The organism is Thauera sp. K11, assembly GCF_002354895.1.
Classification (GTDB): domain Bacteria; phylum Pseudomonadota; class Gammaproteobacteria; order Burkholderiales; family Rhodocyclaceae; genus Thauera; species Thauera sinica.
On sequence record NZ_CP023439.1, the window covers coordinates 3,301,442 to 3,321,224 of the forward strand.

Consider the following 19,783-nt stretch of genomic DNA (forward strand, 5'->3'; position numbering starts at 1 on the left):
CAGAATGCGAAACATTAAATTTTAATACATTGGGCTGAATTGATCAACCCTGGCGCTGCTTGTGGCGGGGGTCGGTGCAGATCACGCGGACCACGCCCTTGCGGCGAATGATCTTGCAGTTGCGGCAGATCCGCTTGACTGAAGCCTGGACTCTCATTTCTTGCTCCTGTTTCTCTATTCTTCACTTGGTCCGGAACACGATCCGGCCCTTGGTCAGATCGTAGGGGGTAAGCTGCACCGTAACCTTGTCACCGGGAAGGATGCGGATGTAATGCATCCGCATCTTCCCCGAAATGTGGCCGAGCACCACGTGACCATTTTCGAGCCGGACCCGGAACGTTGCATTGGGGAGGTTTTCGGTCACCTCCCCCTGCATCTCGATCACGTCTTCCTTCGCCATCGCTTACCTGGTCGGGAGACCCGCCCCCTTGAAATTCGCTTTCTTCAGCAGGCTCTCGTACTGGTGCGACATTACGAATGCCTGGACCTGCGCCATGAAGTCCATCGTCACGACGACGATGATCAGCAGCGAAGTCCCGCCGAAATAGAACGGAACGTTCCACTTCAGGATCAGGAACTCGGGCAGCAGGCAGACCAGCGTGATGTACACCGCGCCGGCCAGAGTCAAACGCATCAGGATCTTGTCGATGTACCTCGCGGTCTGATCGCCCGGACGGATGCCGGGAACGAACGCACCGCTCTTCTTCAGGTTATCCGCCGTCTCACGGGCGTTGAACACCAGCGCCGTGTAGAAGAAGCAGAAGAACACGATCGCCATCGCATAGAGCAGTACGTAGATCGGCTGGCCCGGCGAAAGCGTGGATGCGATGTCGCGCAGCCAGTACATCCCCTCGGCCGCACCGAACCACTGCCCCAGCGTCGCCGGGAACAGGATGATGCTCGACGCGAAGATCGGCGGGATCACGCCCGACATGTTCAGCTTCAGCGGCAGATGGGAGCTTTGCCCGCCATACACCTTGTTGCCGACCTGCCGCTTGGCGTAATTCACCAGGATCTTGCGCTGCCCCCGCTCCACGAACACCACGAACGCGGTCACCAGCACCACCAGGATGCAGATGAACAGGGCCGTGAAGGGATGCATCGCCCCCGTCCGCACCAGCTCGAACAGGCCCCCGATCGAAGCCGGCAGACCGGCCGCGATACCGGCGAAGATGATGATCGAGATGCCGTTGCCGATGCCGCGCTCGGTGATCTGCTCACCCAGCCACATCAGGAACATCGTTCCCGTCACCAGCGTCGCCACCGTCACGAAGCGGAACATCACGCCGGGCTCGAGCACCAGGCCGGCCTGACCTTCTAGTGCGATCGCGATCCCCAGCGACTGGGCGAACGCCAGCACGAGCGTGCCGTAACGCGTGTATTGCGTGATCTTGCGCCGGCCCGCCTCTCCTTCCTTCTTCAGCGCCTCGAGTTGCGGCACCGCGACCGTCATCAACTGCATGATGATCGATGCCGAGATGTACGGCATGATCCCCAGCGCGAAGATGGTGAAGCGCGACAGCGCACCGCCAGAAAACAGGTTGAAGACGCCGAGGATGCCGCCCGACTGGGACTGGAACAGCTCGGCCAGACGGGCCGGGTCGATCCCCGGAACAGGTATGTGCGCGCCGATGCGATAGACGATCAGCGCGCCTACGAGGAACAGCAGCCGGCGCTTCAGGTCGCCGAACTTCCCGGGATTGCCCAACGTGGCAGCAGGCTTGGCCACAGCTTTACCCTGTTACTCGGCCGAAACGGAGCCGCCGGCGGCTTCGATCGCCGCCTTCGCACCCGCCGTCGCGCCAATGCCGCGCAGCACGACCTTCTTGCCGATCTCGCCGGACAGCACGACCTTGGCAGACAGTGCATCCCCGGAGATCACGCCGGCCTGCTTCAGCGTCAGCAGGTCGATCTCCTCGACCGGCAGCTTCGCCAGTTCCGACAGGCGGACCTCGACGTTGCGGTCGCGTGTCAGCGACACGAAACCACGCTTCGGCAGGCGGCGCTGCAGCGGCATCTGGCCGCCTTCGAAACCGACCTTGTGGAAACCGCCCGCGCGCGACTTCTGGCCCTTGTGGCCGCGGCCGCAGGTCTTGCCCAGACCGCTGCCGATGCCACGACCGACGCGCTTGGCGGCCGACTTCGAGCCGGCACCCGGCTTGATGGAATTCAGGCGCATATCAACCCTCACACTTCACGAGGTAGGACACCTTGTTGATCATGCCGCGCACCGCCGGGGTGTCGACGAGTTCAACGGTGTGATTCAGTCGGCGCAGACCCAGGCCGCGAACCGTGGCACGGTGGGACTGCTTGGTACCGATCACGCTCTTGACCAGCGTAACCTTGATCTTCTTGTCGGACATCGCTTACCCCAGGATCTCTTCGACGGTCTTGCCGCGCTTGGCAGCGATTTCCGCCGGGGTGTTGATCGCCATCAGGCCGTTGATGGTCGCGCGAACCACGTTGTACGGATTGGACGAGCCGATGCACTTGCAGATGATGTCGGTCACGCCCATCACTTCGAACACGGCACGCATCGGGCCGCCGGCGATGATGCCGGTACCGCTCGGCGCCGGCTGCATCAGCACCGACGAGGCGCCGTGCTTGCCGATCACCGTGTGCTGCAGGGTGCCGTTCTTCAGCGCAACCTTGGCCATCTTGCGACGGGCTTCGTCCATCGCCTTCTGCACCGCCACCGGCACTTCGCGCGACTTGCCCTTGCCCATGCCGATGCCGCCGTCGCCGTCGCCGACTACCGTCAGCGCCGCGAAACCGAGGATCCGACCACCCTTCACCACCTTGGTAACGCGATTGATCGCGACCATCTTCTCCCGAAGGCCGTCATCACGCTCTTCGTTGGCCTGCGGGCGCTTAGTTTGCTGCTTAGCCATTCGAATCCTCGCTTAGAACTTAAGACCGCCTTCGCGGGCGGCCTCGGCCAGCGCCTTCACGCGACCGTGATACAGGAAACCGGAACGATCGAACGCGACCGTCTCGATGCCAGCAGCCTTCGCGCGCTCGGCAATCAGCTTGCCGACGATCTGGGCAGCGGCCACGTTGCCGCCGTTGGGCACCGTGGCACGCACGTCCGGCTCGACCGTAGAAGCGGAAGCCAGCACGAGGGAGCCGCAACCGGAGATCACCTGAGCGTAGATGTGGCAGTTGGAACGGAATACGGCAAGGCGGACCGCCTTGAGCTCCGCAAGCTTGGCGCGGGTTTTGCGCGCGCGGCGAAGACGAGTTTCTTTCTTGTTCATGACGAACCGCCTTACTTCTTCTTGGTTTCCTTGAGCACCACCACTTCGTCCGAATAACGGACGCCCTTGCCCTTGTAGGGCTCGGGAGCGCGGTAGGCACGCACCTCGGCCGCGACCTGGCCGACCTGCTGCTTGTCGATGCCCTTGATCACGATCTCGGTCTGGGTCGGGGTCTCGACCTTGATGCCGGCCGGCATCTGATGCACGACCGGATGCGAGAATCCCAGCGACAGGTTCAGCTTGTCGCCCTGCGCTTGCGCGCGGTAACCGACGCCGACCAGCGTGAGCTTGCGCTCGAAGCCCTTGGTCACGCCGGTGACCATGTTGTTCACCAGCGCGCGCGTGGTACCCGACAGCGCATTCGCGTTCGGCGCGCCTTCGCGCGCCTTGCACAGCAGCGAATCGCCTTCGCGCTCGACGCTCACCGCCGGGCTCAGGAACTGGCGCAGCGTGCCCAGCGGACCCTTGACCGCGATCTCGGCGGCGGAAATCGAAATTTCGACGCCGGCGGGGATCGCAACCGGATTCTTAGCTACACGAGACATTGCATCTCCCCTTAGGCCACGAGGCAGATGACTTCGCCGCCAACGCGGCTGGCGCGGGCGGCACGATCGGTCATCACGCCGCGGGGCGTCGAAACGATGGCGACACCGAGGCCGTTCATCACGCGCGGCAGATCGTCACTACCCTTGTACACGCGCAGGCCGGGACGGCTGACGCGCTCGATGCGCTCGATCACCGGACGACCGGCGTAGTACTTCAGCGACACGTCGAGGGCAGCCTTGCCCGCGTCCTCGCGCACGGCGAAACCATCGATATAACCTTCTTCCTGCAGAACTTTCGCAATCGCCACTTTCAGCTTCGACGAAGGCATGCTCACGCTCACCTTCTGCGCCTGCTGTCCGTTGCGGATACGCGTCAGCATGTCGGCGATCGGATCGGACATACTCATCTTCAGATTCTCCTTACCAGCTCGCCTTGGTCATGCCGGGCACTTCGCCACGGAATGCGATCTCGCGCAGCTTGTTGCGGCACAGACCGAACTTGCGGAACACCCCGCGCGGACGCCCGGTCAGGGCGCAGCGGTTGCGCTGGCGCGTAGGGTTGGCATTGCGCGGCAGTTGCTGCAGCGCCAAGCGCGCAGCCATGCGTTCTTCGTCGGACAGCTTGCTATCATTGACCTGGGCGACGAGCGCGGCGCGCTTGGCGGCGAACTTCGCCACCAGCTTGGCACGCTTCTCTTCGCGGTTGATCAGAGCCAGTTTCGCCATATCACCCTCAATTCTTGAACGGGAACTTGAACGCGCCGAGCAGCGCGCGCGCTTCCTCGTCGGTCTTCGCCGTGGTCGTGATGCTGATGTTCATGCCGCGTAGCGCATCGATCTTGTCGTACTCGATCTCGGGGAAGATGATCTGTTCCTTCACGCCGAGGTTGTAGTTGCCACGACCGTCGAAGCCCTTGGCCGCGATGCCGCGGAAGTCGCGCACGCGCGGCAGCGCGATGGTCACGAGGCGATCCAGGAACTCGAACATGCGCGGTCCACGCAGGGTGACCATGCAACCAATCGGATAGCCCTCGCGGATCTTGAAGCCCGCGATCGACTTGCGCGCCTTGGTCGTCACCGGCTTCTGGCCGGCGATCTTGGTCATGTCGCCGACGGCGTTCTCGAGCACCTTCTTGTCGCCGACCGCTTCGCCCACACCCATGTTCAGGGTGATCTTGGTGATGCGGGGCACTTCCATCACGGACTTGTAACCGAAACGCTTCTGCAGTTCAGGCGCGACGGTGTCCTTGTAAAACTGTTGCAAGCGAGCCATCGTCACTCCTTAGGCGTTCACCAGCTCGCCGTTCGACTTGAAGAAACGGACCTTGCGGCCGTCCTCAAGCACCTTGATCCCGACGCGATCAGCCTTTTGCGTCGCCGGATTGAACAGCGCGACATTCGAAACCTGGATCGGCATCTCTTTCTCGACGATGCCGCCCACTTCACCCTTGAGCGGATTCGGGCGCACGTGCTTCTTCACCCGATTCACACCCTCGACGACGACCAGATCGTCGTCGACGCGGCGCAGGACGGTGCCGCGGCGACCGCGATCCTTGCCCGTCAGCACCACAACCTCGTCACCCTTGCGGATCTTGTTCATCTGTGCGACTCCTCAGAGCACTTCCGGCGCGAGCGAGACGATCTTCATGAATCGCTCGGTACGCAGCTCACGGGTGACCGGCCCGAAGATACGGGTGCCGATCGGCTCGAGCTTGTTGTTGAGAAGCACGGCCGCATTGTTGTCGAACTTGACCAGCGACCCGTCGGGACGACGCACGCCCTTGGCGGTACGCACCACCACGGCGTTGTAGACGTCACCCTTCTTGACGCGACCGCGCGGCGCTGCATCCTTCACGGAAACCTTGATGATGTCGCCAATGCCGGCATACCGGCGCTTGGAACCACCCAGGACCTTGATGCACATCACCGAGCGCGCGCCGGTGTTGTCGGCCACGTCCAGCTTGGACTGCATTTGAATCATGAATTTATCTCCAACTTCTCCCGCATCGCGGTCAGTCTTGGAACCCGTCAGGGCAGGATGCCCCAGCGAGCACCGGAGCAAAGATGAAAAAGTATAACAGCTTGGCGCGGGAACGCCAAGCTGTCTCATGCAAAAACGACTGCTCGCTGACTCAGATCACTCGTGCCTTTTCGAGCACCTTGGCGACACGCCAGGTCTTGGTGCGCGAAATCGGGCGGCACTCCTCGATCTCGACCATGTCGCCCGCGGCTGCGACACCGTCTTCGACATGGGCGTGATACTTGGCGGAACGGGTGATGATCTTGCCGTAGAGCGGGTGCTTGACCCGGCTCTCGACCAGCACCGTCACCGTCTTCTGCATCTTGTCGCTCACCACGCGCCCTACCAGGGCACGGCGAACCTTCTCGACTTGCTCGCTCATTGCTGACCCGCCTTCTCACGCAGGATGGTGCGCACGCGCGCGATGTCGCGGCGGACCTTCCCGATCTGACTCGTGTTGCCGAGTTGCTGAGTCGCATGTTGCATGCGCAGCGAGAACTGCGCCTTCAGCAGCTCGAGCAACTCCTGGTTCAATTCACTCGCGCTCTTGGCGCGAAGTTCATTCGCTTTCATTCCTCAACCCCCAATCTGGCGGGTCACGAACACGGTCTCCAGCGGAAGCTTCGCGGCGGCCAGCCGGAAAGCTTCACGCGCGAGCGCTTCGTCTACGCCATCCATTTCGTACAGGACCTTGCCGGGCTGGATCTCGGCGACCCAGTATTCGGGGTTGCCCTTGCCGTTACCCATACGGACTTCGGCCGGCTTCTTCGAAATCGGCTTGTCCGGGAAGATGCGGATCCAGATGCGGCCGCCCCGCTTGATGTGGCGGGTCATGGCACGGCGCGCCGATTCGATCTGGCGCGCGGTTAGACGGCCGCGGCCGATCGCCTTCAGCCCGTACTCGCCGAAGCTGACCTTGGCACCGCGCGTCGCCACGCCGGTATTGCGGCCCTTCTGCTCCTTACGATATTTCCTTCTAGTCGGCTGCAGCATCATTCACTCCTGCTTTCTTCTTGCCGGCCTTCACCGCGGCGAGCGGGACGACGGCCCGGACGGCCTTCGCCGTCGCGCGGCGCGCCACGGCGGCCGCGGCGGGCATCCGCCTCGGGCTCGGCGGCGACGGGCTGCTCGTTGCGGCCCAGCATCTCGCCCTTGAACACCCACACCTTGATACCGATGATGCCGTAGGTGGTCTTGGCTTCGGACACGCCGTAGTCGATGTTGGCGCGCAGCGTGTGCAGCGGCACACGGCCTTCGCGATACCACTCGGTACGGGCGATTTCGGCACCGTTCAGACGGCCGGAGCTCATGATCTTGATGCCCTGCGCGCCGAGGCGCATGGCGTTCTGCATCGCGCGCTTCATGGCGCGGCGGAACATGATGCGCTTCTCGAGCTGCTGCGCGATCGAGTCGGCGATCAGCTTGGCATCGATCTCGGGCTTGCGCACTTCCTCGATGTTGACGTGCACCGGCACGCCCACGATCTTCTGCAGATCGCGCTTGAGCGCTTCGATGTCCTCGCCCTTCTTGCCGATCACCACGCCCGGACGGGCGCTGTACAGCGTGACGCGGGCGTTCTTCGCCGGACGCTCGATGATGACGCGGCCGACGGAGGCGTGCGCGAGACGCTTCTTCAGGTAGTCGCGGACCTTCAGGTCCTCGTGCAGCATGCCAGCATAGTCGTTGCTGGACGCGAACCAACGGGAAGCCCAGTCACGCGTGACGGCGAGCCGGAAGCCGGTCGGATGAATTTTCTGACCCATATCTACTCCTTACTCGCCAACCGTGAGGTAAACGTGGCAGGTCGGCTTGAGGATGCGGTTGCCGCGTCCCTTTGCACGCGCGGTGAAACGCTTCAGCGTCATGCCTTCCTCGACGTGAATGGTCTTCACCTTCAGCACGTCGATGTCCGCGCCGTCGTTGTGTTCGGCGTTGGCAATGGCCGACAGCAGGACCTTGCGGATGATCTGCGCGCCCTTCTTCGGCGAGAACGTCAGGATGTTGAGCGCCTGCTCGACCGGCTTGCCGCGCACCAGGTCGGCAACCAGGCGGCCTTTCTGGGCCGACAGGCGAACACCACGGAGAATTGCTTTGGTTTCCATGTCGTCCTCTTAGCGCTTCGCCTTCTTGCTCGCGGCGTGACCCTTGAAGGTACGCGTCAGCGCGAACTCGCCCAGCTTGTGGCCGACCATGTTTTCGGTGACGTACACTGGGATGTGCTGCTTCCCGTTGTGGACGGCGATCGTCAGGCCGACGAAATCCGGCAGGACGGTGGAACGACGCGACCAGGTCTTGATCGGACGCTTGTCGTTGCTTGCCCGCGCGGCGTCGATCCTCTTCAGGAGGTGCGCGTCGATGAACGGGCCTTTCTTGATAGAACGTGCCATCTGTTACCCCTTAACGCTTGTGACGACGCTGCACGATCATGTTATCGGTGCGCTTGTTGCTGCGCGTGCGATAACCCTTGGCCGGCGTGCCCCACGGGCTCACGGGCTCACGTGCCTCGCCGGTCCGGCCTTCGCCACCACCATGCGGGTGATCGACCGGGTTCATCGCCACACCGCGCACGGTCGGGCGGATGCCGCGCCAGCGGTTCGCACCCGCCTTGCCGATCTTGCGCAGGCTGTGCTCTTCGTTGCCGACCTCTCCGATCGTCGCGCGGCACTCGACGTGCACGCGGCGGATTTCACCCGAGCGCAGGCGCAACTGGGCATACACGCCCTCGCGCGCCAGCAACTGGACCGAGGTGCCGGCGGCACGGGCGATCTGCGCGCCCTTGCCCGGCGTCATCTCGACGCAGTGGATGGTCGAACCGACCGGGATGTTGCGGATCGGCAGCGCATTGCCGGCCTTGATCGGCGCCTCGGAACCGCTCAGCAGTTGCTGACCGACTTCCACGCCGCGCGGGGCAATGATGTAGCGGCGCTCGCCATCGGCGTAGCACAGCAGCGCGATGTTCGCCGAACGGTTCGGGTCGTACTCGATACGCTCGACCTTCGCCGGGATGCCGTCCTTGTTGCGACGGAAATCGACAAAGCGATAGTGCTGCTTGTGACCGCCACCCTGGTGGCGCATCGTGATGCGGCCGTTGTTGTTGCGGCCCGCATTCTTCGACTTCTTCTCAACCAGGCCAGCAAAGGGACGACCCTTGTGCAGATCCGGATTGACGACCTTCACCATACCGCGGCGGCCGGCGGAGGTAGGCTTGAGTTTTACCAGTGCCATGATTTATCACTCCCCAGCCGCAAAGTTGATTTCCTGGCCGGGCTTCAGGCTGACGAAAGCCTTCTTCCAGTTCTTGCGGCGGCCCATCATGCGGCCGAAGCGCTTGGACTTGCCCTTGACGTTGGCAACGTTCACCGATTCGACCTCGACCTTGAACAATTGCTCGACGGCAGCCTTCACTTCCGGCTTGGTGGCATCGGAAGCCACCTTGAAGACGACCTGCTCGTTCTTGTCGGCGATATAGGTCGCCTTTTCCGAAACCTGCGGGGCGAGCAGCACCTGCAGCAGACGTTCCTGACTGATCGCGCTCATTGCCACACCTCCTCCATCTTCGCCAGCGCACCCTTGGTGACGATCACCTTCGGGAAGCGAACCAGCGACACCGGATCGGCCTCCTGAACCTCGAGCACCAGGATCTGGTGCAGATTGCGCGAGGACAGGAACAGGTTCTCGTCCATCTCGTCGGTGATGACGAGAACGGAATCCAGGCCCATGCCCTTCAGCTTTTGCGACAGCAGACGGGTCTTCGGCGCCTCGACGCTGAAGCTGTCGACCACCGCCAGACGATCCTCGCGCGCGAGCTGCGACAGGATCGCGGCAACGCCGGCGCGGTACATCTTGCGATTGACCTTCTGCGAGAAATTCTCGTCCGGCGTATTCGGGAAGATCTTGCCGCCCCCGCGCCACAGCGGGCTCGAGGCCATACCGGCACGCGCATTGCCCGTACCCTTCTGGCGGAACGGCTTGCGCGTCGACTTGGCGACTTCCGAGCGCCCCTTCTGCTTGCGATTGCCCGAGCGCGCATTCGCCAGATAGGCGGTCACGACCTGATGCACGAGCGCTTCGTTGTACTCACGGCCAAACAGCGCATCCGACGCCTGCAGCGTCGACGCGGGCTGACCCTGGTCATTCAAGAGTTTCAGTTCCATTGCGGGCTTGCTCCTTACGCCTTGATCGCAGGACGGACGACGACGTCGCCACCCTTGGACCCCGGCACAGCACCCTTGACCAGCAGCAACTGACGCTCGGAATCGACGCGAACGATTTCCAGCCCCTGGGTGGTGCGCTGCACGTTGCCGTACTGGCCGGCCATGCGCTTGCCCGGGAACACTCGACCCGGGTCCTGCGCCATGCCGATGGAGCCCGGGGAGTTGTGGGAAATCGAGTTACCGTGCGAGGCACGGTTCGACGAGAAGTTGTGGCGCTTGATCGGGCCGGAGAAGCCCTTGCCGATCGTCACGCCGGTGACGTCGACCTTCTGCCCGACCTGGAAGAGGTCGGCACCGACGACGTCGCCCGCCTTGAGCGAAGCCAGTTGCCCGGCCTCGACGCGGAACTCCTTCAGCCCGCGCGCCGGTTCGACGGCGGCCTTGGCGAGATGCCCCGCCACGGGCTTGGTGATGCGGCTGGCACGGCGCTTGCCGAATGCCACCTGAACCGCGGCATAGCCGTCGGTTTCAGGCGTCTTGATCTGGGAAACGCGATTGTCGGACACGTCAAGCACCGTCACCGGGATGGACCTGCCATCCTCGGCGAAGATGCGAGTCATGCCGACCTTGCGCCCAACAAGGCCTAGACTCATTTTTTTCTCCTGAATCCCGGTTGCGATTGACCGGGGGTCACACTGATTAATGCGCCAAAAGGCACAAAGGCCGGATTATACCGGCCTGTTTCAAGAATCCGCAAGCAAGCCGCTTACTGGAGCTTGATCTCGACATCCACGCCCGCCGGGAGGTCCAGCTTCATCAGCGCATCGACCGTCTTGTCGGTCGGATCGATGATGTCCATCAGACGCTGGTGGGTGCGGATCTCCATCTGGTCGCGCGACGCCTTGTTGACGTGCGGCGAGCGCAGCAGATCGAAGCGCTCGATCCGCGTCGGCAGCGGCACCGGGCCACGGACGACGGCGCCGGTACGCTTGGCCGTGTCGACGATCTCGAGCGCGGACTGGTCGATCAGGCGATAGTCGAACGCCTTGAGGCGGATGCGGATTTTCTGGTTTTGCATGGTATTGGTCCCAAAGAGCGAAAAGAGCGATGCGGCGGAACCCGGGGTTCCGCCGCGTGCGGATGTTACTCGATGATCTTGGCGACGACGCCGGCACCGACGGTGCGGCCGCCTTCGCGGATCGCGAAGCGCAGACCTTCTTCCATCGCGATCGGCGCGATCAGCTTCACCGTGATCGACACGTTGTCGCCCGGCATCACCATCTCGGTGCCCTCGGGCAGCGCGATCGAACCGGTCACGTCCGTCGTGCGGAAGTAGAACTGCGGACGGTAGTTGTTGAAGAACGGCGTATGACGGCCGCCCTCTTCCTTCGACAGCACATACACCTCGCCGGTGAAGTGCGTGTGCGGCGTGATCGAACCCGGCTTGGCCAGCACCTGCCCGCGCTCGACGTCTTCACGCTTGGTGCCGCGCAGCAGCACGCCCACGTTGTCGCCCGCCTGGCCCTGGTCCAGCAGCTTGCGGAACATTTCCACGCCCGTGCAGATGGTCTTGACCGTCGGCTTGATGCCGACGATTTCGATTTCCTCGCCGACCTTGACCACGCCGCGTTCGACACGGCCGGTCACCACGGTGCCGCGGCCCGAGATCGAGAACACGTCTTCGATCGGCAGCAGGAACGGCCTGTCGATGGCGCGCTCCGGCGTCGGGATGTAGCTGTCCAGCGCCTCGGCCAGGCGCAGGATCGCCGGCTCGCCGATGTCCGACTGGTCGCCTTCGAGCGCCTTCAGCGCCGAGCCCTTGACGATGGGAATGTCGTCGCCCGGGAAGTCGTACTTGGAAAGCAGCTCGCGCACTTCCATCTCGACCAGCTCGAGCAGTTCCTCGTCGTCGACCATGTCGCACTTGTTCAGGAAGACGATGATGTACGGCACGCCAACCTGACGGGCCAGCAGGATGTGCTCGCGGGTCTGCGGCATCGGGCCGTCAGCGGCCGAACACACCAGGATCGCACCGTCCATCTGCGCCGCGCCCGTGATCATGTTCTTCACGTAGTCGGCGTGGCCCGGGCAATCCACGTGCGCGTAGTGGCGCGTCGCCGTCTCGTACTCCACGTGCGCCGTGTTGATCGTGATCCCGCGCGCCTTCTCTTCCGGCGCCGCGTCGATCTGGTCGTAGGCCTTGGCTTCGCCGCCGAACTTCTTCGACAGGATCGTCGTGATCGCCGCCGTCAGCGTCGTCTTGCCGTGGTCAACGTGACCGATCGTACCAACGTTTACGTGCGGCTTCGTACGTTCGAACTTGCCCTTTGCCATCTTGATGGGTCCTTATGTTGAGTTTCGATTACTTGCGATTGCTGATCACGGCCTCGGCCACGCTCTTGGGCGCCTCGGAGTAGTGCTTGAACTCCATGGAGTACGTCGCACGGCCCTGGGTCAGCGAGCGGAGCTGCGTGGCATAGCCGAACATTTCGGCCAGCGGCACTTCCGCCTTGATCTCCTTCATGCCGCCAGGGATGTCATCCATGCCCTGCACGATGCCGCGGCGGCCCGACAGGTCGCCCATGACGTTGCCCATGTAGTCTTCCGGCGTCTCGACGACCACGGCCATCATCGGCTCGAGCAGAACCGGACCGGCACGGCGCATCGCTTCCTTGAACGCCATCGAGCCGGCCATCTTGAACGCGTTTTCGTTCGAGTCGACGTCGTGGTACGAACCGAAGTGCAGCGTGACCTTGACGTCGACCACCGGGAAACCGGCGAGCACGCCGTTGTTCAACGTTTCCTGGATGCCCTTGTCCACCGCCGGGATGTACTCGCGCGGCACCACGCCGCCCTTGATCGCATCGACGAACTCGTAGCCCTTGCCCTGCTCGGCCGGCTCGAGGTTGATGACGACGTGGCCGTACTGGCCGCGGCCGCCCGACTGCTTGACGAACTTGCCTTCGACGTCGTTGGCCGCCTTGCGGATCGTTTCGCGATAGGCGACCTGCGGCGCGCCGACGTTGGCCTCGACGTTGAATTCGCGCTTCATGCGGTCGACGATGATCTCGAGGTGCAGTTCGCCCATGCCCGAGATGATGGTCTGGCCCGATTCCTCGTCGGTACGGACGCGGAACGACGGGTCTTCCGCCGCCAGGCGGCCCAGCGCGATGCCCATCTTCTCCTGGTCGCTCTTGGTCTTGGGCTCGACGGCAACGTGGATCACCGGGTCGGGGAACACCATGCGCTCGAGGATCACAGGTGCCGACGGATCGCACAGCGTTTCGCCGGTGGTGACATCCTTCAGGCCGACCACGGCCGCGATGTCGCCGGCGAGCACTTCCTTGATCTCTTCGCGGTCGTTCGCGTGCATCTGCAGCAGGCGGCCGATGCGCTCCTTCTTGTCCTTCACCGAGTTCAGCACGGTGGAACCGGATTCGAGCACGCCGGAATAGACGCGGATGAAGGTCAGTTGGCCGACGAACGGGTCGGTCATCAGCTTGAACGCAAGCGCCGAGAACTTTTCTTCGTCCTTGGCATAGCGCACCACGTCCTTCTCGTCGTCATCCACACCGGCCACCGGCGGAATGTCGACCGGCGACGGCAGATACTGGATGACCGCGTCAAGCATGCGCTGCACGCCCTTGTTCTTGAACGCGGTGCCGCACAGCATCGGCTGGATCTCGCAGGACAGCGTGCGGGCGCGCAGACCGGAAATGACGTCTTCCTCGGAAAGCTCGCCTTCCTCGAGGTACTTGTTCATCAGGTCTTCATTGGCTTCGGCAGCGGCCTCGACCATGTTCGCGCGCCATTCTTCCGCCGTGGAGAGCAACTCGGCAGGAATGTCCTGGTACTCGAACTTCATGCCCTGGGACGCCTCGTCCCAGATGATGGCCTTCATCTTCAGCAGGTCGACGACGCCCTTGAAGCCGTCTTCGGCACCGATGGGGATGACCACCGGAACCGGGTTCGCCTTCAGGCGGGTCTTCATCTGGTCCACGACCTTGAAGAAGTTCGCGCCGGAACGGTCCATCTTGTTGACGAAGGCCAGACGCGGCACCCTGTACTTGGTCGCCTGGCGCCACACCGTCTCGGACTGCGGCTGCACGCCGCCCACCGCGCAATACACCATGCAGGCGCCGTCCAGCACGCGCATCGAGCGCTCGACCTCGATGGTGAAGTCGACGTGTCCCGGGGTGTCGATGATGTTGAAGCGGTGCTCGGGGAAGGAGTTGTCCATTCCCTTCCAGAAGCAGGTCACGGCCGCCGACGTGATCGTGATGCCCCGCTCCTGCTCCTGCACCATCCAGTCGGTGGTCGCGGCACCATCATGCACTTCACCAAGCTTATGGCTGACGCCGGTGTAGAAGAGAATACGCTCGGTCGTAGTCGTCTTGCCGGCGTCGATGTGAGCGGAAATACCGATGTTGCGGTAGCGCTCGATGGGAGTCTTGCGAGCCACGTTTTACCTGCCTTGTGTTGTTCGCGCCTGTGACGCGGTGAGCCGTTTCATGCGTTAGAAAACAATCGAGCCCTCTACAGGGCCCGAGGTACCGCTACCGAAGGGAATCAGAAGCGGTAGTGCGAGAACGCCTTGTTGGCTTCCGCCATGCGGTGAACTTCTTCCCGCTTCTTCATGGCAGAGCCGCGACCTTCGGCAGCCTCGAGGAGTTCGCCCGCGAGACGCTGGGCCATCGACTTCTCGGCCCGCTTGCGCGCCGCCTCGCGCAGCCAGCGCATGGACAGCGCCATGCGGCGGGAAGGACGAACCTCGACCGGGACCTGGTAGTTGGCACCGCCGACGCGACGGCTCTTGACTTCCACGACCGGCTTGACGTTCGCGACCGCGGCAGCGAAGACTTCCAGCGGGTCCTTGCTGGACTTGCTGGCGATGTTCTCGAACGCGCCATAGACGATGCGCTCGGCAACCGACTTCTTGCCGGACTGCATGATCACGTTGATGAACTTCGAAACATCCTGGTTACCGAACTTCGGATCGGGCAGGACTTCGCGCTTGGGTACTTCACGACGACGCGGCATGGCAACCTCTGGCTAAATTTCTGAGACCAACAATCAGGCTTTCTTCGGGCGCTTGGCACCGTACTTCGAACGCGACTGCTTCCGATCCTTGACCCCCTGGAGGTCGAGCGAACCGCGGACGATGTGGTAACGCACACCCGGCAAGTCCTTCACACGGCCACCACGGATCAGGACCACCGAGTGCTCCTGCAGGTTGTGGCCTTCACCGCCGATGTACGAGATGACCTCGAAGCCGTTGGTCAGACGAACCTTCGCCACCTTGCGCAGTGCGGAGTTCGGCTTCTTCGGGGTCGTCGTGTAGACGCGGGTGCACACACCACGCTTCTGAGGGCAAGCTTCCAGCGCAGGAACCTTGCTCTTGATCGCTTCCATCTGACGCGGCTTGCGGACAAGCTGATTGATTGTTGGCATAGCTTAAGAATTTCCCAAAAGACCGAGGCAGCCCACCGCGGGCCGCCTCGGGCGGATTATTCCGGCTGAGACCGACTACGATTGGTCGGTCTACAAAAAGAGGCCGGAGTTTATTCCGAGGCCGACAGCAAAGTCAACTGGCCCCGATGTCCTGCTGCGTTTCCACCATCACGTCGGCCGGCGCCCATGCATGCTCGGCGCCGAGATCCACGCCCTCTTCCTGCGCCTTGCGGCTGCGGTGATAGGCGAGGCCGGTACCGGCCGGGATCAGGCGGCCGACGATGACGTTTTCCTTCAGGCCGCGCAGTTCGTCGCGCTTGCCCATGATCGCCGCCTCGGTCAGCACGCGCGTGGTCTCCTGGAAGGACGCAGCGGAGATGAACGAGTCCGTCGACAGCGATGCCTTGGTGATGCCGAGCAGCACGTTCTCGTACTGCGCCGGCAGCTTGCCTTCAGCCTCGATGCGATCGTTCTCGTCCAGCACTTCCGAACGCTCGACCTGCTCCTCGCGGATGAACTTCGTGTCGCCCGGATCGGTGATGACCACGCGGCGCAGCATCTGGCGGACGATGACCTCGATGTGCTTGTCGTTGATCTTCACGCCCTGCAGCCGGTAGACGTCCTGCACCTCGTCGATGATGTAGCGCGCCAGTTCGTTCACACCCTGCAGGCGCAGGATGTCGTGCGGATCGGCCGGGCCATCGACGATGAGTTCGCCCTTGTTCACCACCTGGCCATCGTGGACCATCAGGTGCTTGTCCTTCGGGATCAGGAACTCGTGCACGTTGCCGTCCGGCTCGGTGATCACCAGACGCTGCTTGCCCTTGGTCTCCTTGCCGAACGACACCGTGCCGGTGTATTCGGCCAGCAGGCCGGCATCCTTCGGCGAGCGCGCCTCGAACAGCTCGGCCACGCGCGGCAGACCGCCGGTGATGTCGCGAGTCTTCGCCGATTCCTGCGGGATGCGCGCAAGCACGTCGCCGACGTTGATCTGCTGGCCGTCCTTGACCGTGATCAGCGAGCCGACCTGGAAGGTGATGGCCACCGCATGGTCGGTGCCGGCGATGCGGACTTCCTCGCCGCTCTCGTCCAGCAGCTTGACCTGCGGGCGCAGGCCCTTGGCCACGCCGGTGGCCGAGCGGCGCTTGGAGTCGATGACCACCAGCGTCGACAGGCCGGTCACTTCGTCGATCTGCTTGGCGACCGTCACGCCTTCCTCGACGCTCTCGAACTTCACCGTACCGGCATATTCGGTCACGATCGGGCGGGTGTGCGGGTCCCACGACGCCAGTTGGGTGCCGGCCTTGACCGCGGCGCCGTCGTCGACCATCAGCGTGGCGCCGTACGGCAGCTTGTGGCGTTCGCGCTCGCGGCCCAGGTCGTCGGCCACCACCACTTCGGCCGAACGCGCGATGACCACCTTCTCGCCCTTGGCGTTGGCGACGTAGCGCATGTTGCCGGCAAAGCGGATGGTGCCGCCGGACTTGGCTTCGACGCCGCTGGCCGCGGCGGCCCGCGATGCCGCGCCGCCGACGTGGAAGGTACGCATCGTCAGCTGCGTGCCCGGTTCGCCGATCGACTGCGCAGCGATGACGCCCACCGCCTCGCCGACGTTGACCATGGAGCCGCGGCCCAGATCGCGGCCGTAGCACTTGGCGCACAGGCCGTAGCGGGTTTCGCAGGTCAGCGGCGTGCGGACCTTGACCTCGTCCACACCCAGGCTCTCGATCAGGTCGACCGCATCTTCGTCGAGCAGGCTGCCGGCCTCGATGGCGGTTTCCTGGTTGTCGGGATTGACGACGTCCTCGGCGCAGACGCGGCCCAGGATGCGCTCGCGCAGCGGTTCGACGACTTCGCCGCCCTCGATCAGGGCCTTCATCGCGAAGCCGTCGCGGGTGCCGCAATCTTCTTCGATCACCACCAGATCCTGGGTCACGTCGACCAGGCGGCGGGTCAGGTAGCCGGAGTTCGCGGTCTTCAGCGCGGTGTCGGCCAGACCCTTGCGGGCGCCGTGCGTCGAGATGAAGTACTGCAGAACGTTCAGGCCCTCGCGGAAGTTCGTCGTGATCGGGGTCTCGATGATCGAGCCGTCCGGCTTGGCCATCAGGCCGCGCATGCCGGCCAACTGGCGGATCTGGGCGGCGGAACCGCGGGCGCCGGAGTCGGCCATCATGTAGATGGAGTTGAACGATTCCTGGCGGATGTTCTTGCCATCGCGGTTGACCACGTCTTCGGAACCGAGCTGCTCCATCATCGCCTTCGCGACCTGGTCGCCGCAGCGGCCCCAGATGTCCACCACCTTGTTGTAGCGCTCGCCGTCGGTCACCAGGCCGGAGGTGTACTGCTGGGCGATCTCCTTGACCTCGGCCTCGGCGGCACGGATCAGTTCATGCTTGGCCGTCGGCACCAGCATGTCCTTGACCGCGATCGAGATACCGGCGCGGGTCGCCAGGCGGTAGCCGAACTGCATCAACTGGTCGGCAAAGATCACTGTCGCACGCAGGCCGCAGCGACGGAACGAGGCGTTGATGAGCCTGGAGATCTCTTTCTTCTTGAGCGCCTTGTCGATCACGCTGAAAGGCAGGCCGGCGGGCAGGATCTCGGACAGGATGGCGCGGCCGGCCGTCGTGTTGTAGCGCGAAATCTTCTCGACGCGCTCGCCGTTGGGTCCGAGCTCGGCCTCCTTGAGGCGCACGGTGACGCGCGCATGCAGGGCGATCTGGCCCGATTCGTAGGCGCGCTTCACCTCGGCGACGTCGGTGAACAGCATGCCTTCACCCGGCACGTTCACGCCTTCGCGGGTCGCGTAGTAGAGCCCCAGGACGATGTCCTGCGACGGCACGATGATGGGATCGCCGTTGGCGGGCGACAGCACGTTGTTGGAAGCCAGCATCAGCGTGCGCGCTTCCATCTGTGCCTCCAGCGACAGCGGCACGTGGACGGCCATCTGGTCGCCGTCGAAGTCGGCGTTGAACGCCACGCAGACCAGCGGGTGGAGCTGGATCGCCTTGCCTTCGATCAGCACCGGTTCGAACGCCTGGATGCCCAGGCGGTGCAGGGTCGGCGCACGGTTCAGCATCACCGGGTGCTCGCGGATCACCTCTTCGAGGATGTCCCACACCACCGGCTCCTGGGATTCCACCATCTTCTTGGCCTGCTTGATGGTCGTCGCCAGCCCCATCAGCTCCAGCTTGTTGAAGATGAAGGGCTTGAACAGCTCCAGCGCCATCAGCTTGGGCAGGCCGCACTGGTGCAGCTTGAGCTGCGGACCCACGGTGATCACCGAACGGCCCGAATAGTCGACGCGCTTGCCCAGCAGGTTCTGGCGGAAGCGGCCGCCCTTGCCCTTGATCATGTCGGCGAGCGACTTCAGCGGGCGCTTGTTGGCGCCGGTCATGGCCTTGCCGCGGCGGCCGTTGTCGAGCAGCGAGTCGACGGCTTCCTGCAGCATGCGCTTCTCGTTGCGGACGATGATGTCCGGCGCCTTCAGTTCGAGCAGGCGCTTGAGGCGGTTGTTGCGGTTGATGACGCGGCGGTACAGGTCGTTCAGGTCGGAGGTGGCGAAGCGGCCGCCGTCCAGCGGCACCAGCGGACGCAGGTCCGGCGGCAGCACCGGCAGCACTTCGAGGATCATCCACTCCGGCTTGATACCGGACTGCTGGAAGGCCTCGAGCACCTTCAGGCGCTTGGAGTACTTCTTGATCTTCGCTTCGGAATTGGTCGTCTCGAGGTCGCCGCGCAGACGCTCGATCTCGAGGTTGACGTCCAGCGTGCGCAGCAGCTCGCGGATGCCTTCCGCGCCCATCACCGCGTCGAAGTCGTCACCGTATTCCTCGACCTTGGCGAGGTAGTCGTCTTCGGTCAGCAACTGGGCGCGGTTGAGCGGGGTCATGCCCGGCTCGACCACCACGAAGGCTTCGAAGTACAGCACGCGCTCGATGTCGCGCAGGGTCATGTCGAGCACCATGCCGAGGCGGCTCGGCAGGCTCTTCAGGAACCAGATGTGGGCGACCGGGCTGGCCAGTTCGATGTGGCCCATGCGCTCGCGGCGCACCTTGGACAGCGTCACCTCGACGCCGCACTTCTCGCAGATCACGCCGCGGTGCTTCAGGCGCTTGTACTTGCCGCACAGGCACTCGTAGTCCTTCACCGGGCCGAAGATCTTGGCGCAGAACAGGCCGTCGCGTTCCGGCTTGAAGGTGCGGTAGTTGATGGTCTCGGGCTTCTTGACCTCGCCATAGGACCACGACCGGATCTTGTCCGGCGACGCGAGGCCGATGGTGATCGCGTCGAATTCTTCCTCGTTCGGCAGGGTTTGCTTGAACAGGTCAGCGAGCAGGCTCTTCATGTATCACT

29 protein-coding genes are annotated in these 19,783 nt (G+C 63.5%); all 29 read right to left on the reverse strand.

From position 1 onward, the window contains the following. Positions 1 to 43: 43 nt before the first annotated feature. On the reverse strand, positions 44 to 157 hold the full coding sequence (gene rpmJ, locus CCZ27_RS14430; protein WP_011767118.1) for a 50S ribosomal protein L36: 114 nt from the start codon (positions 155 to 157) through the stop codon (positions 44 to 46). A gap of 24 nt (positions 158 to 181) precedes the next feature. Beyond that, on the reverse strand, positions 182 to 400 hold the full coding sequence (gene infA / locus CCZ27_RS14435; protein ID WP_096449266.1) for a translation initiation factor IF-1: 219 nt from the start codon (positions 398 to 400) through the stop codon (positions 182 to 184). A 3-nt stretch (positions 401 to 403) separates the two neighbouring features. After that, positions 404 to 1,729, reverse strand: coding sequence for a preprotein translocase subunit SecY (gene secY / locus CCZ27_RS14440; protein ID WP_096449268.1), 1,326 nt, complete (start codon positions 1,727 to 1,729; stop codon positions 404 to 406). 12 nt (positions 1,730 to 1,741) lie between these two features. Continuing rightward, positions 1,742 to 2,179 carry a 50S ribosomal protein L15 gene (gene rplO, locus CCZ27_RS14445; RefSeq protein ID WP_096449270.1) on the reverse strand — a complete coding sequence of 146 codons (438 nt, stop codon included), beginning with the start codon at positions 2,177 to 2,179 and terminating at the stop codon, positions 1,742 to 1,744. A 1-nt stretch (position 2,180) separates the two neighbouring features. Further along, complete coding sequence (gene rpmD / locus CCZ27_RS14450; RefSeq protein WP_096449272.1) at positions 2,181 to 2,363, reverse strand: 50S ribosomal protein L30; 183 nt, start codon at positions 2,361 to 2,363, stop codon at positions 2,181 to 2,183. 3 nt (positions 2,364 to 2,366) lie between these two features. Continuing rightward, positions 2,367 to 2,891 carry a 30S ribosomal protein S5 gene (gene rpsE / locus CCZ27_RS14455; protein WP_096449274.1) on the reverse strand — a complete coding sequence of 175 codons (525 nt, stop codon included), beginning with the start codon at positions 2,889 to 2,891 and terminating at the stop codon, positions 2,367 to 2,369. Positions 2,892 to 2,903: 12 nt separating this feature from the next. Continuing rightward, positions 2,904 to 3,257 (reverse strand): 50S ribosomal protein L18, encoded by a 354-nt coding sequence (gene rplR, locus CCZ27_RS14460; RefSeq protein ID WP_096449276.1) that lies wholly within the window; start codon positions 3,255 to 3,257, stop codon positions 2,904 to 2,906. Positions 3,258 to 3,268: 11 nt separating this feature from the next. Next, entirely contained in the window at positions 3,269 to 3,802 is a 534-nt protein-coding gene (gene rplF, locus CCZ27_RS14465; RefSeq protein ID WP_096449278.1) for a 50S ribosomal protein L6, read from the reverse strand. An 11-nt stretch (positions 3,803 to 3,813) separates the two neighbouring features. Further along, a complete protein-coding gene (gene rpsH, locus CCZ27_RS14470; protein ID WP_096449280.1) occupies positions 3,814 to 4,209 on the reverse strand; it encodes a 30S ribosomal protein S8 in 396 nt (131 codons plus the stop codon). Positions 4,210 to 4,222: 13 nt separating this feature from the next. Next, entirely contained in the window at positions 4,223 to 4,528 is a 306-nt protein-coding gene (gene rpsN / locus CCZ27_RS14475; RefSeq protein ID WP_096449282.1) for a 30S ribosomal protein S14, read from the reverse strand. A 7-nt stretch (positions 4,529 to 4,535) separates the two neighbouring features. After that, positions 4,536 to 5,075, reverse strand: a complete 540-nt coding sequence (gene rplE, locus CCZ27_RS14480; protein WP_096452608.1) for a 50S ribosomal protein L5 — start codon at positions 5,073 to 5,075, stop codon at positions 4,536 to 4,538. Between the two features lie 9 nt (positions 5,076 to 5,084). Beyond that, complete coding sequence (rplX, locus tag CCZ27_RS14485; RefSeq protein ID WP_096449284.1) at positions 5,085 to 5,402, reverse strand: 50S ribosomal protein L24; 318 nt, start codon at positions 5,400 to 5,402, stop codon at positions 5,085 to 5,087. A 12-nt stretch (positions 5,403 to 5,414) separates the two neighbouring features. Beyond that, positions 5,415 to 5,783, reverse strand: coding sequence for a 50S ribosomal protein L14 (gene rplN, locus CCZ27_RS14490; protein ID WP_096449286.1), 369 nt, complete (start codon positions 5,781 to 5,783; stop codon positions 5,415 to 5,417). 151 nt (positions 5,784 to 5,934) lie between these two features. Next, on the reverse strand, positions 5,935 to 6,204 hold the full coding sequence (gene rpsQ / locus CCZ27_RS14495; protein ID WP_096449288.1) for a 30S ribosomal protein S17: 270 nt from the start codon (positions 6,202 to 6,204) through the stop codon (positions 5,935 to 5,937). Next, a complete protein-coding gene (gene rpmC / locus CCZ27_RS14500) occupies positions 6,201 to 6,395 on the reverse strand; it encodes a 50S ribosomal protein L29 (RefSeq protein WP_096449290.1) in 195 nt (64 codons plus the stop codon). The genes rpsQ and rpmC overlap by 4 nt, the downstream gene beginning before the upstream one ends. A 3-nt stretch (positions 6,396 to 6,398) precedes the next feature. Beyond that, on the reverse strand, positions 6,399 to 6,815 hold the full coding sequence (rplP, locus tag CCZ27_RS14505) for a 50S ribosomal protein L16 (protein ID WP_096452610.1): 417 nt from the start codon (positions 6,813 to 6,815) through the stop codon (positions 6,399 to 6,401). Then, the gene (gene rpsC / locus CCZ27_RS14510) at positions 6,815 to 7,585 is read right to left on the reverse strand and encodes a 30S ribosomal protein S3 (protein ID WP_096449292.1); all 771 of its coding nucleotides are present in this window, start codon (positions 7,583 to 7,585) and stop codon (positions 6,815 to 6,817) included. Before rpsC ends, rplP begins: the two co-directional genes overlap by 1 nt. Positions 7,586 to 7,594: 9 nt before the next feature. Then, complete coding sequence (rplV, locus tag CCZ27_RS14515; RefSeq protein ID WP_096449294.1) at positions 7,595 to 7,924, reverse strand: 50S ribosomal protein L22; 330 nt, start codon at positions 7,922 to 7,924, stop codon at positions 7,595 to 7,597. Between the two features lie 9 nt (positions 7,925 to 7,933). Beyond that, positions 7,934 to 8,209 carry a 30S ribosomal protein S19 gene (rpsS, locus tag CCZ27_RS14520; RefSeq protein ID WP_096449296.1) on the reverse strand — a complete coding sequence of 92 codons (276 nt, stop codon included), beginning with the start codon at positions 8,207 to 8,209 and terminating at the stop codon, positions 7,934 to 7,936. A 10-nt stretch (positions 8,210 to 8,219) separates the two neighbouring features. Further along, complete coding sequence (rplB, locus tag CCZ27_RS14525; RefSeq protein WP_096449298.1) at positions 8,220 to 9,047, reverse strand: 50S ribosomal protein L2; 828 nt, start codon at positions 9,045 to 9,047, stop codon at positions 8,220 to 8,222. A 6-nt stretch (positions 9,048 to 9,053) separates the two neighbouring features. Beyond that, on the reverse strand, positions 9,054 to 9,359 hold the full coding sequence (gene rplW, locus CCZ27_RS14530) for a 50S ribosomal protein L23 (protein WP_096449300.1): 306 nt from the start codon (positions 9,357 to 9,359) through the stop codon (positions 9,054 to 9,056). Next, on the reverse strand, positions 9,356 to 9,976 hold the full coding sequence (gene rplD, locus CCZ27_RS14535) for a 50S ribosomal protein L4 (RefSeq protein ID WP_096449302.1): 621 nt from the start codon (positions 9,974 to 9,976) through the stop codon (positions 9,356 to 9,358). The genes rplW and rplD overlap by 4 nt, the downstream gene beginning before the upstream one ends. A 14-nt stretch (positions 9,977 to 9,990) precedes the next feature. After that, positions 9,991 to 10,629 carry a 50S ribosomal protein L3 gene (rplC, locus tag CCZ27_RS14540; RefSeq protein ID WP_096449304.1) on the reverse strand — a complete coding sequence of 213 codons (639 nt, stop codon included), beginning with the start codon at positions 10,627 to 10,629 and terminating at the stop codon, positions 9,991 to 9,993. A gap of 113 nt (positions 10,630 to 10,742) precedes the next feature. Then, positions 10,743 to 11,054: a 30S ribosomal protein S10 gene (gene rpsJ / locus CCZ27_RS14545; RefSeq protein WP_002931577.1), complete on the reverse strand. Its 312-nt coding sequence runs from the start codon at positions 11,052 to 11,054 to the stop codon at positions 10,743 to 10,745. Between the two features lie 65 nt (positions 11,055 to 11,119). Beyond that, positions 11,120 to 12,310 (reverse strand): elongation factor Tu, encoded by a 1,191-nt coding sequence (gene tuf / locus CCZ27_RS14550; RefSeq protein WP_096449306.1) that lies wholly within the window; start codon positions 12,308 to 12,310, stop codon positions 11,120 to 11,122. Positions 12,311 to 12,338: 28 nt separating this feature from the next. Further along, complete coding sequence (gene fusA, locus CCZ27_RS14555) at positions 12,339 to 14,438, reverse strand: elongation factor G (protein ID WP_096449308.1); 2,100 nt, start codon at positions 14,436 to 14,438, stop codon at positions 12,339 to 12,341. A gap of 107 nt (positions 14,439 to 14,545) precedes the next feature. Next, positions 14,546 to 15,016 carry a 30S ribosomal protein S7 gene (gene rpsG, locus CCZ27_RS14560; RefSeq protein WP_096449310.1) on the reverse strand — a complete coding sequence of 157 codons (471 nt, stop codon included), beginning with the start codon at positions 15,014 to 15,016 and terminating at the stop codon, positions 14,546 to 14,548. Between the two features lie 33 nt (positions 15,017 to 15,049). Next, the gene (gene rpsL / locus CCZ27_RS14565) at positions 15,050 to 15,427 is read right to left on the reverse strand and encodes a 30S ribosomal protein S12 (RefSeq protein ID WP_096449312.1); all 378 of its coding nucleotides are present in this window, start codon (positions 15,425 to 15,427) and stop codon (positions 15,050 to 15,052) included. Positions 15,428 to 15,560: 133 nt separating this feature from the next. Beyond that, on the reverse strand, positions 15,561 to 19,775 hold the full coding sequence (rpoC, locus tag CCZ27_RS14570) for a DNA-directed RNA polymerase subunit beta' (protein ID WP_096449314.1): 4,215 nt from the start codon (positions 19,773 to 19,775) through the stop codon (positions 15,561 to 15,563). Between the last annotated feature and the right edge of the window lie 8 nt (positions 19,776 to 19,783).

Excerpts from the sequence above, each read along its gene's own strand:
- tuf (WP_096449306.1), bottom strand. The coding sequence starts at position 12,310 with ATGGCAAAGGGCAAGTTCGAACGTACGAAGCCGCACGTAAACGTTGGT.
- rpmC (WP_096449290.1), bottom strand. The coding sequence starts at position 6,395 with ATGAAAGCGAATGAACTTCGCGCCAAGAGCGCGAGTGAATTGAACCAG.
- rplO (WP_096449270.1), bottom strand. The coding sequence starts at position 2,179 with ATGCGCCTGAATTCCATCAAGCCGGGTGCCGGCTCGAAGTCGGCCGCC.
- rplE (WP_096452608.1), bottom strand. The coding sequence starts at position 5,075 with ATGGCTCGCTTGCAACAGTTTTACAAGGACACCGTCGCGCCTGAACTG.
- rpsS (WP_096449296.1), bottom strand. The coding sequence starts at position 8,209 with ATGGCACGTTCTATCAAGAAAGGCCCGTTCATCGACGCGCACCTCCTG.
- rpmJ (WP_011767118.1), bottom strand. The coding sequence starts at position 157 with ATGAGAGTCCAGGCTTCAGTCAAGCGGATCTGCCGCAACTGCAAGATC.
- rpsH (WP_096449280.1), bottom strand. The coding sequence starts at position 4,209 with ATGAGTATGTCCGATCCGATCGCCGACATGCTGACGCGTATCCGCAAC.
- rpoC (WP_096449314.1), bottom strand. The coding sequence starts at position 19,775 with ATGAAGAGCCTGCTCGCTGACCTGTTCAAGCAAACCCTGCCGAACGAG.
- rpsG (WP_096449310.1), bottom strand. The coding sequence starts at position 15,016 with ATGCCGCGTCGTCGTGAAGTACCCAAGCGCGAAGTCCTGCCCGATCCG.
- rplW (WP_096449300.1), bottom strand. The coding sequence starts at position 9,359 with ATGAGCGCGATCAGTCAGGAACGTCTGCTGCAGGTGCTGCTCGCCCCG.
- rplC (WP_096449304.1), bottom strand. The coding sequence starts at position 10,629 with ATGAGTCTAGGCCTTGTTGGGCGCAAGGTCGGCATGACTCGCATCTTC.
- rplN (WP_096449286.1), bottom strand. The coding sequence starts at position 5,783 with ATGATTCAAATGCAGTCCAAGCTGGACGTGGCCGACAACACCGGCGCG.
- rplX (WP_096449284.1), bottom strand. The coding sequence starts at position 5,402 with ATGAACAAGATCCGCAAGGGTGACGAGGTTGTGGTGCTGACGGGCAAG.
- rplP (WP_096452610.1), bottom strand. The coding sequence starts at position 6,815 with ATGCTGCAGCCGACTAGAAGGAAATATCGTAAGGAGCAGAAGGGCCGC.
- rplF (WP_096449278.1), bottom strand. The coding sequence starts at position 3,802 with ATGTCTCGTGTAGCTAAGAATCCGGTTGCGATCCCCGCCGGCGTCGAA.
- rplV (WP_096449294.1), bottom strand. The coding sequence starts at position 7,924 with ATGGAAACCAAAGCAATTCTCCGTGGTGTTCGCCTGTCGGCCCAGAAA.
- rpsC (WP_096449292.1), bottom strand. The coding sequence starts at position 7,585 with ATGGGTCAGAAAATTCATCCGACCGGCTTCCGGCTCGCCGTCACGCGT.
- rpsE (WP_096449274.1), bottom strand. The coding sequence starts at position 2,891 with ATGGCTAAGCAGCAAACTAAGCGCCCGCAGGCCAACGAAGAGCGTGAT.
- rpmD (WP_096449272.1), bottom strand. The coding sequence starts at position 2,363 with ATGTCCGACAAGAAGATCAAGGTTACGCTGGTCAAGAGCGTGATCGGT.
- rpsQ (WP_096449288.1), bottom strand. The coding sequence starts at position 6,204 with ATGAGCGAGCAAGTCGAGAAGGTTCGCCGTGCCCTGGTAGGGCGCGTG.
- rpsJ (WP_002931577.1), bottom strand. The coding sequence starts at position 11,054 with ATGCAAAACCAGAAAATCCGCATCCGCCTCAAGGCGTTCGACTATCGC.
- rpsL (WP_096449312.1), bottom strand. The coding sequence starts at position 15,427 with ATGCCAACAATCAATCAGCTTGTCCGCAAGCCGCGTCAGATGGAAGCG.
- rplR (WP_096449276.1), bottom strand. The coding sequence starts at position 3,257 with ATGAACAAGAAAGAAACTCGTCTTCGCCGCGCGCGCAAAACCCGCGCC.
- infA (WP_096449266.1), bottom strand. The coding sequence starts at position 400 with ATGGCGAAGGAAGACGTGATCGAGATGCAGGGGGAGGTGACCGAAAAC.
- rplD (WP_096449302.1), bottom strand. The coding sequence starts at position 9,976 with ATGGAACTGAAACTCTTGAATGACCAGGGTCAGCCCGCGTCGACGCTG.
- rplB (WP_096449298.1), bottom strand. The coding sequence starts at position 9,047 with ATGGCACTGGTAAAACTCAAGCCTACCTCCGCCGGCCGCCGCGGTATG.
- rpsN (WP_096449282.1), bottom strand. The coding sequence starts at position 4,528 with ATGGCGAAACTGGCTCTGATCAACCGCGAAGAGAAGCGTGCCAAGCTG.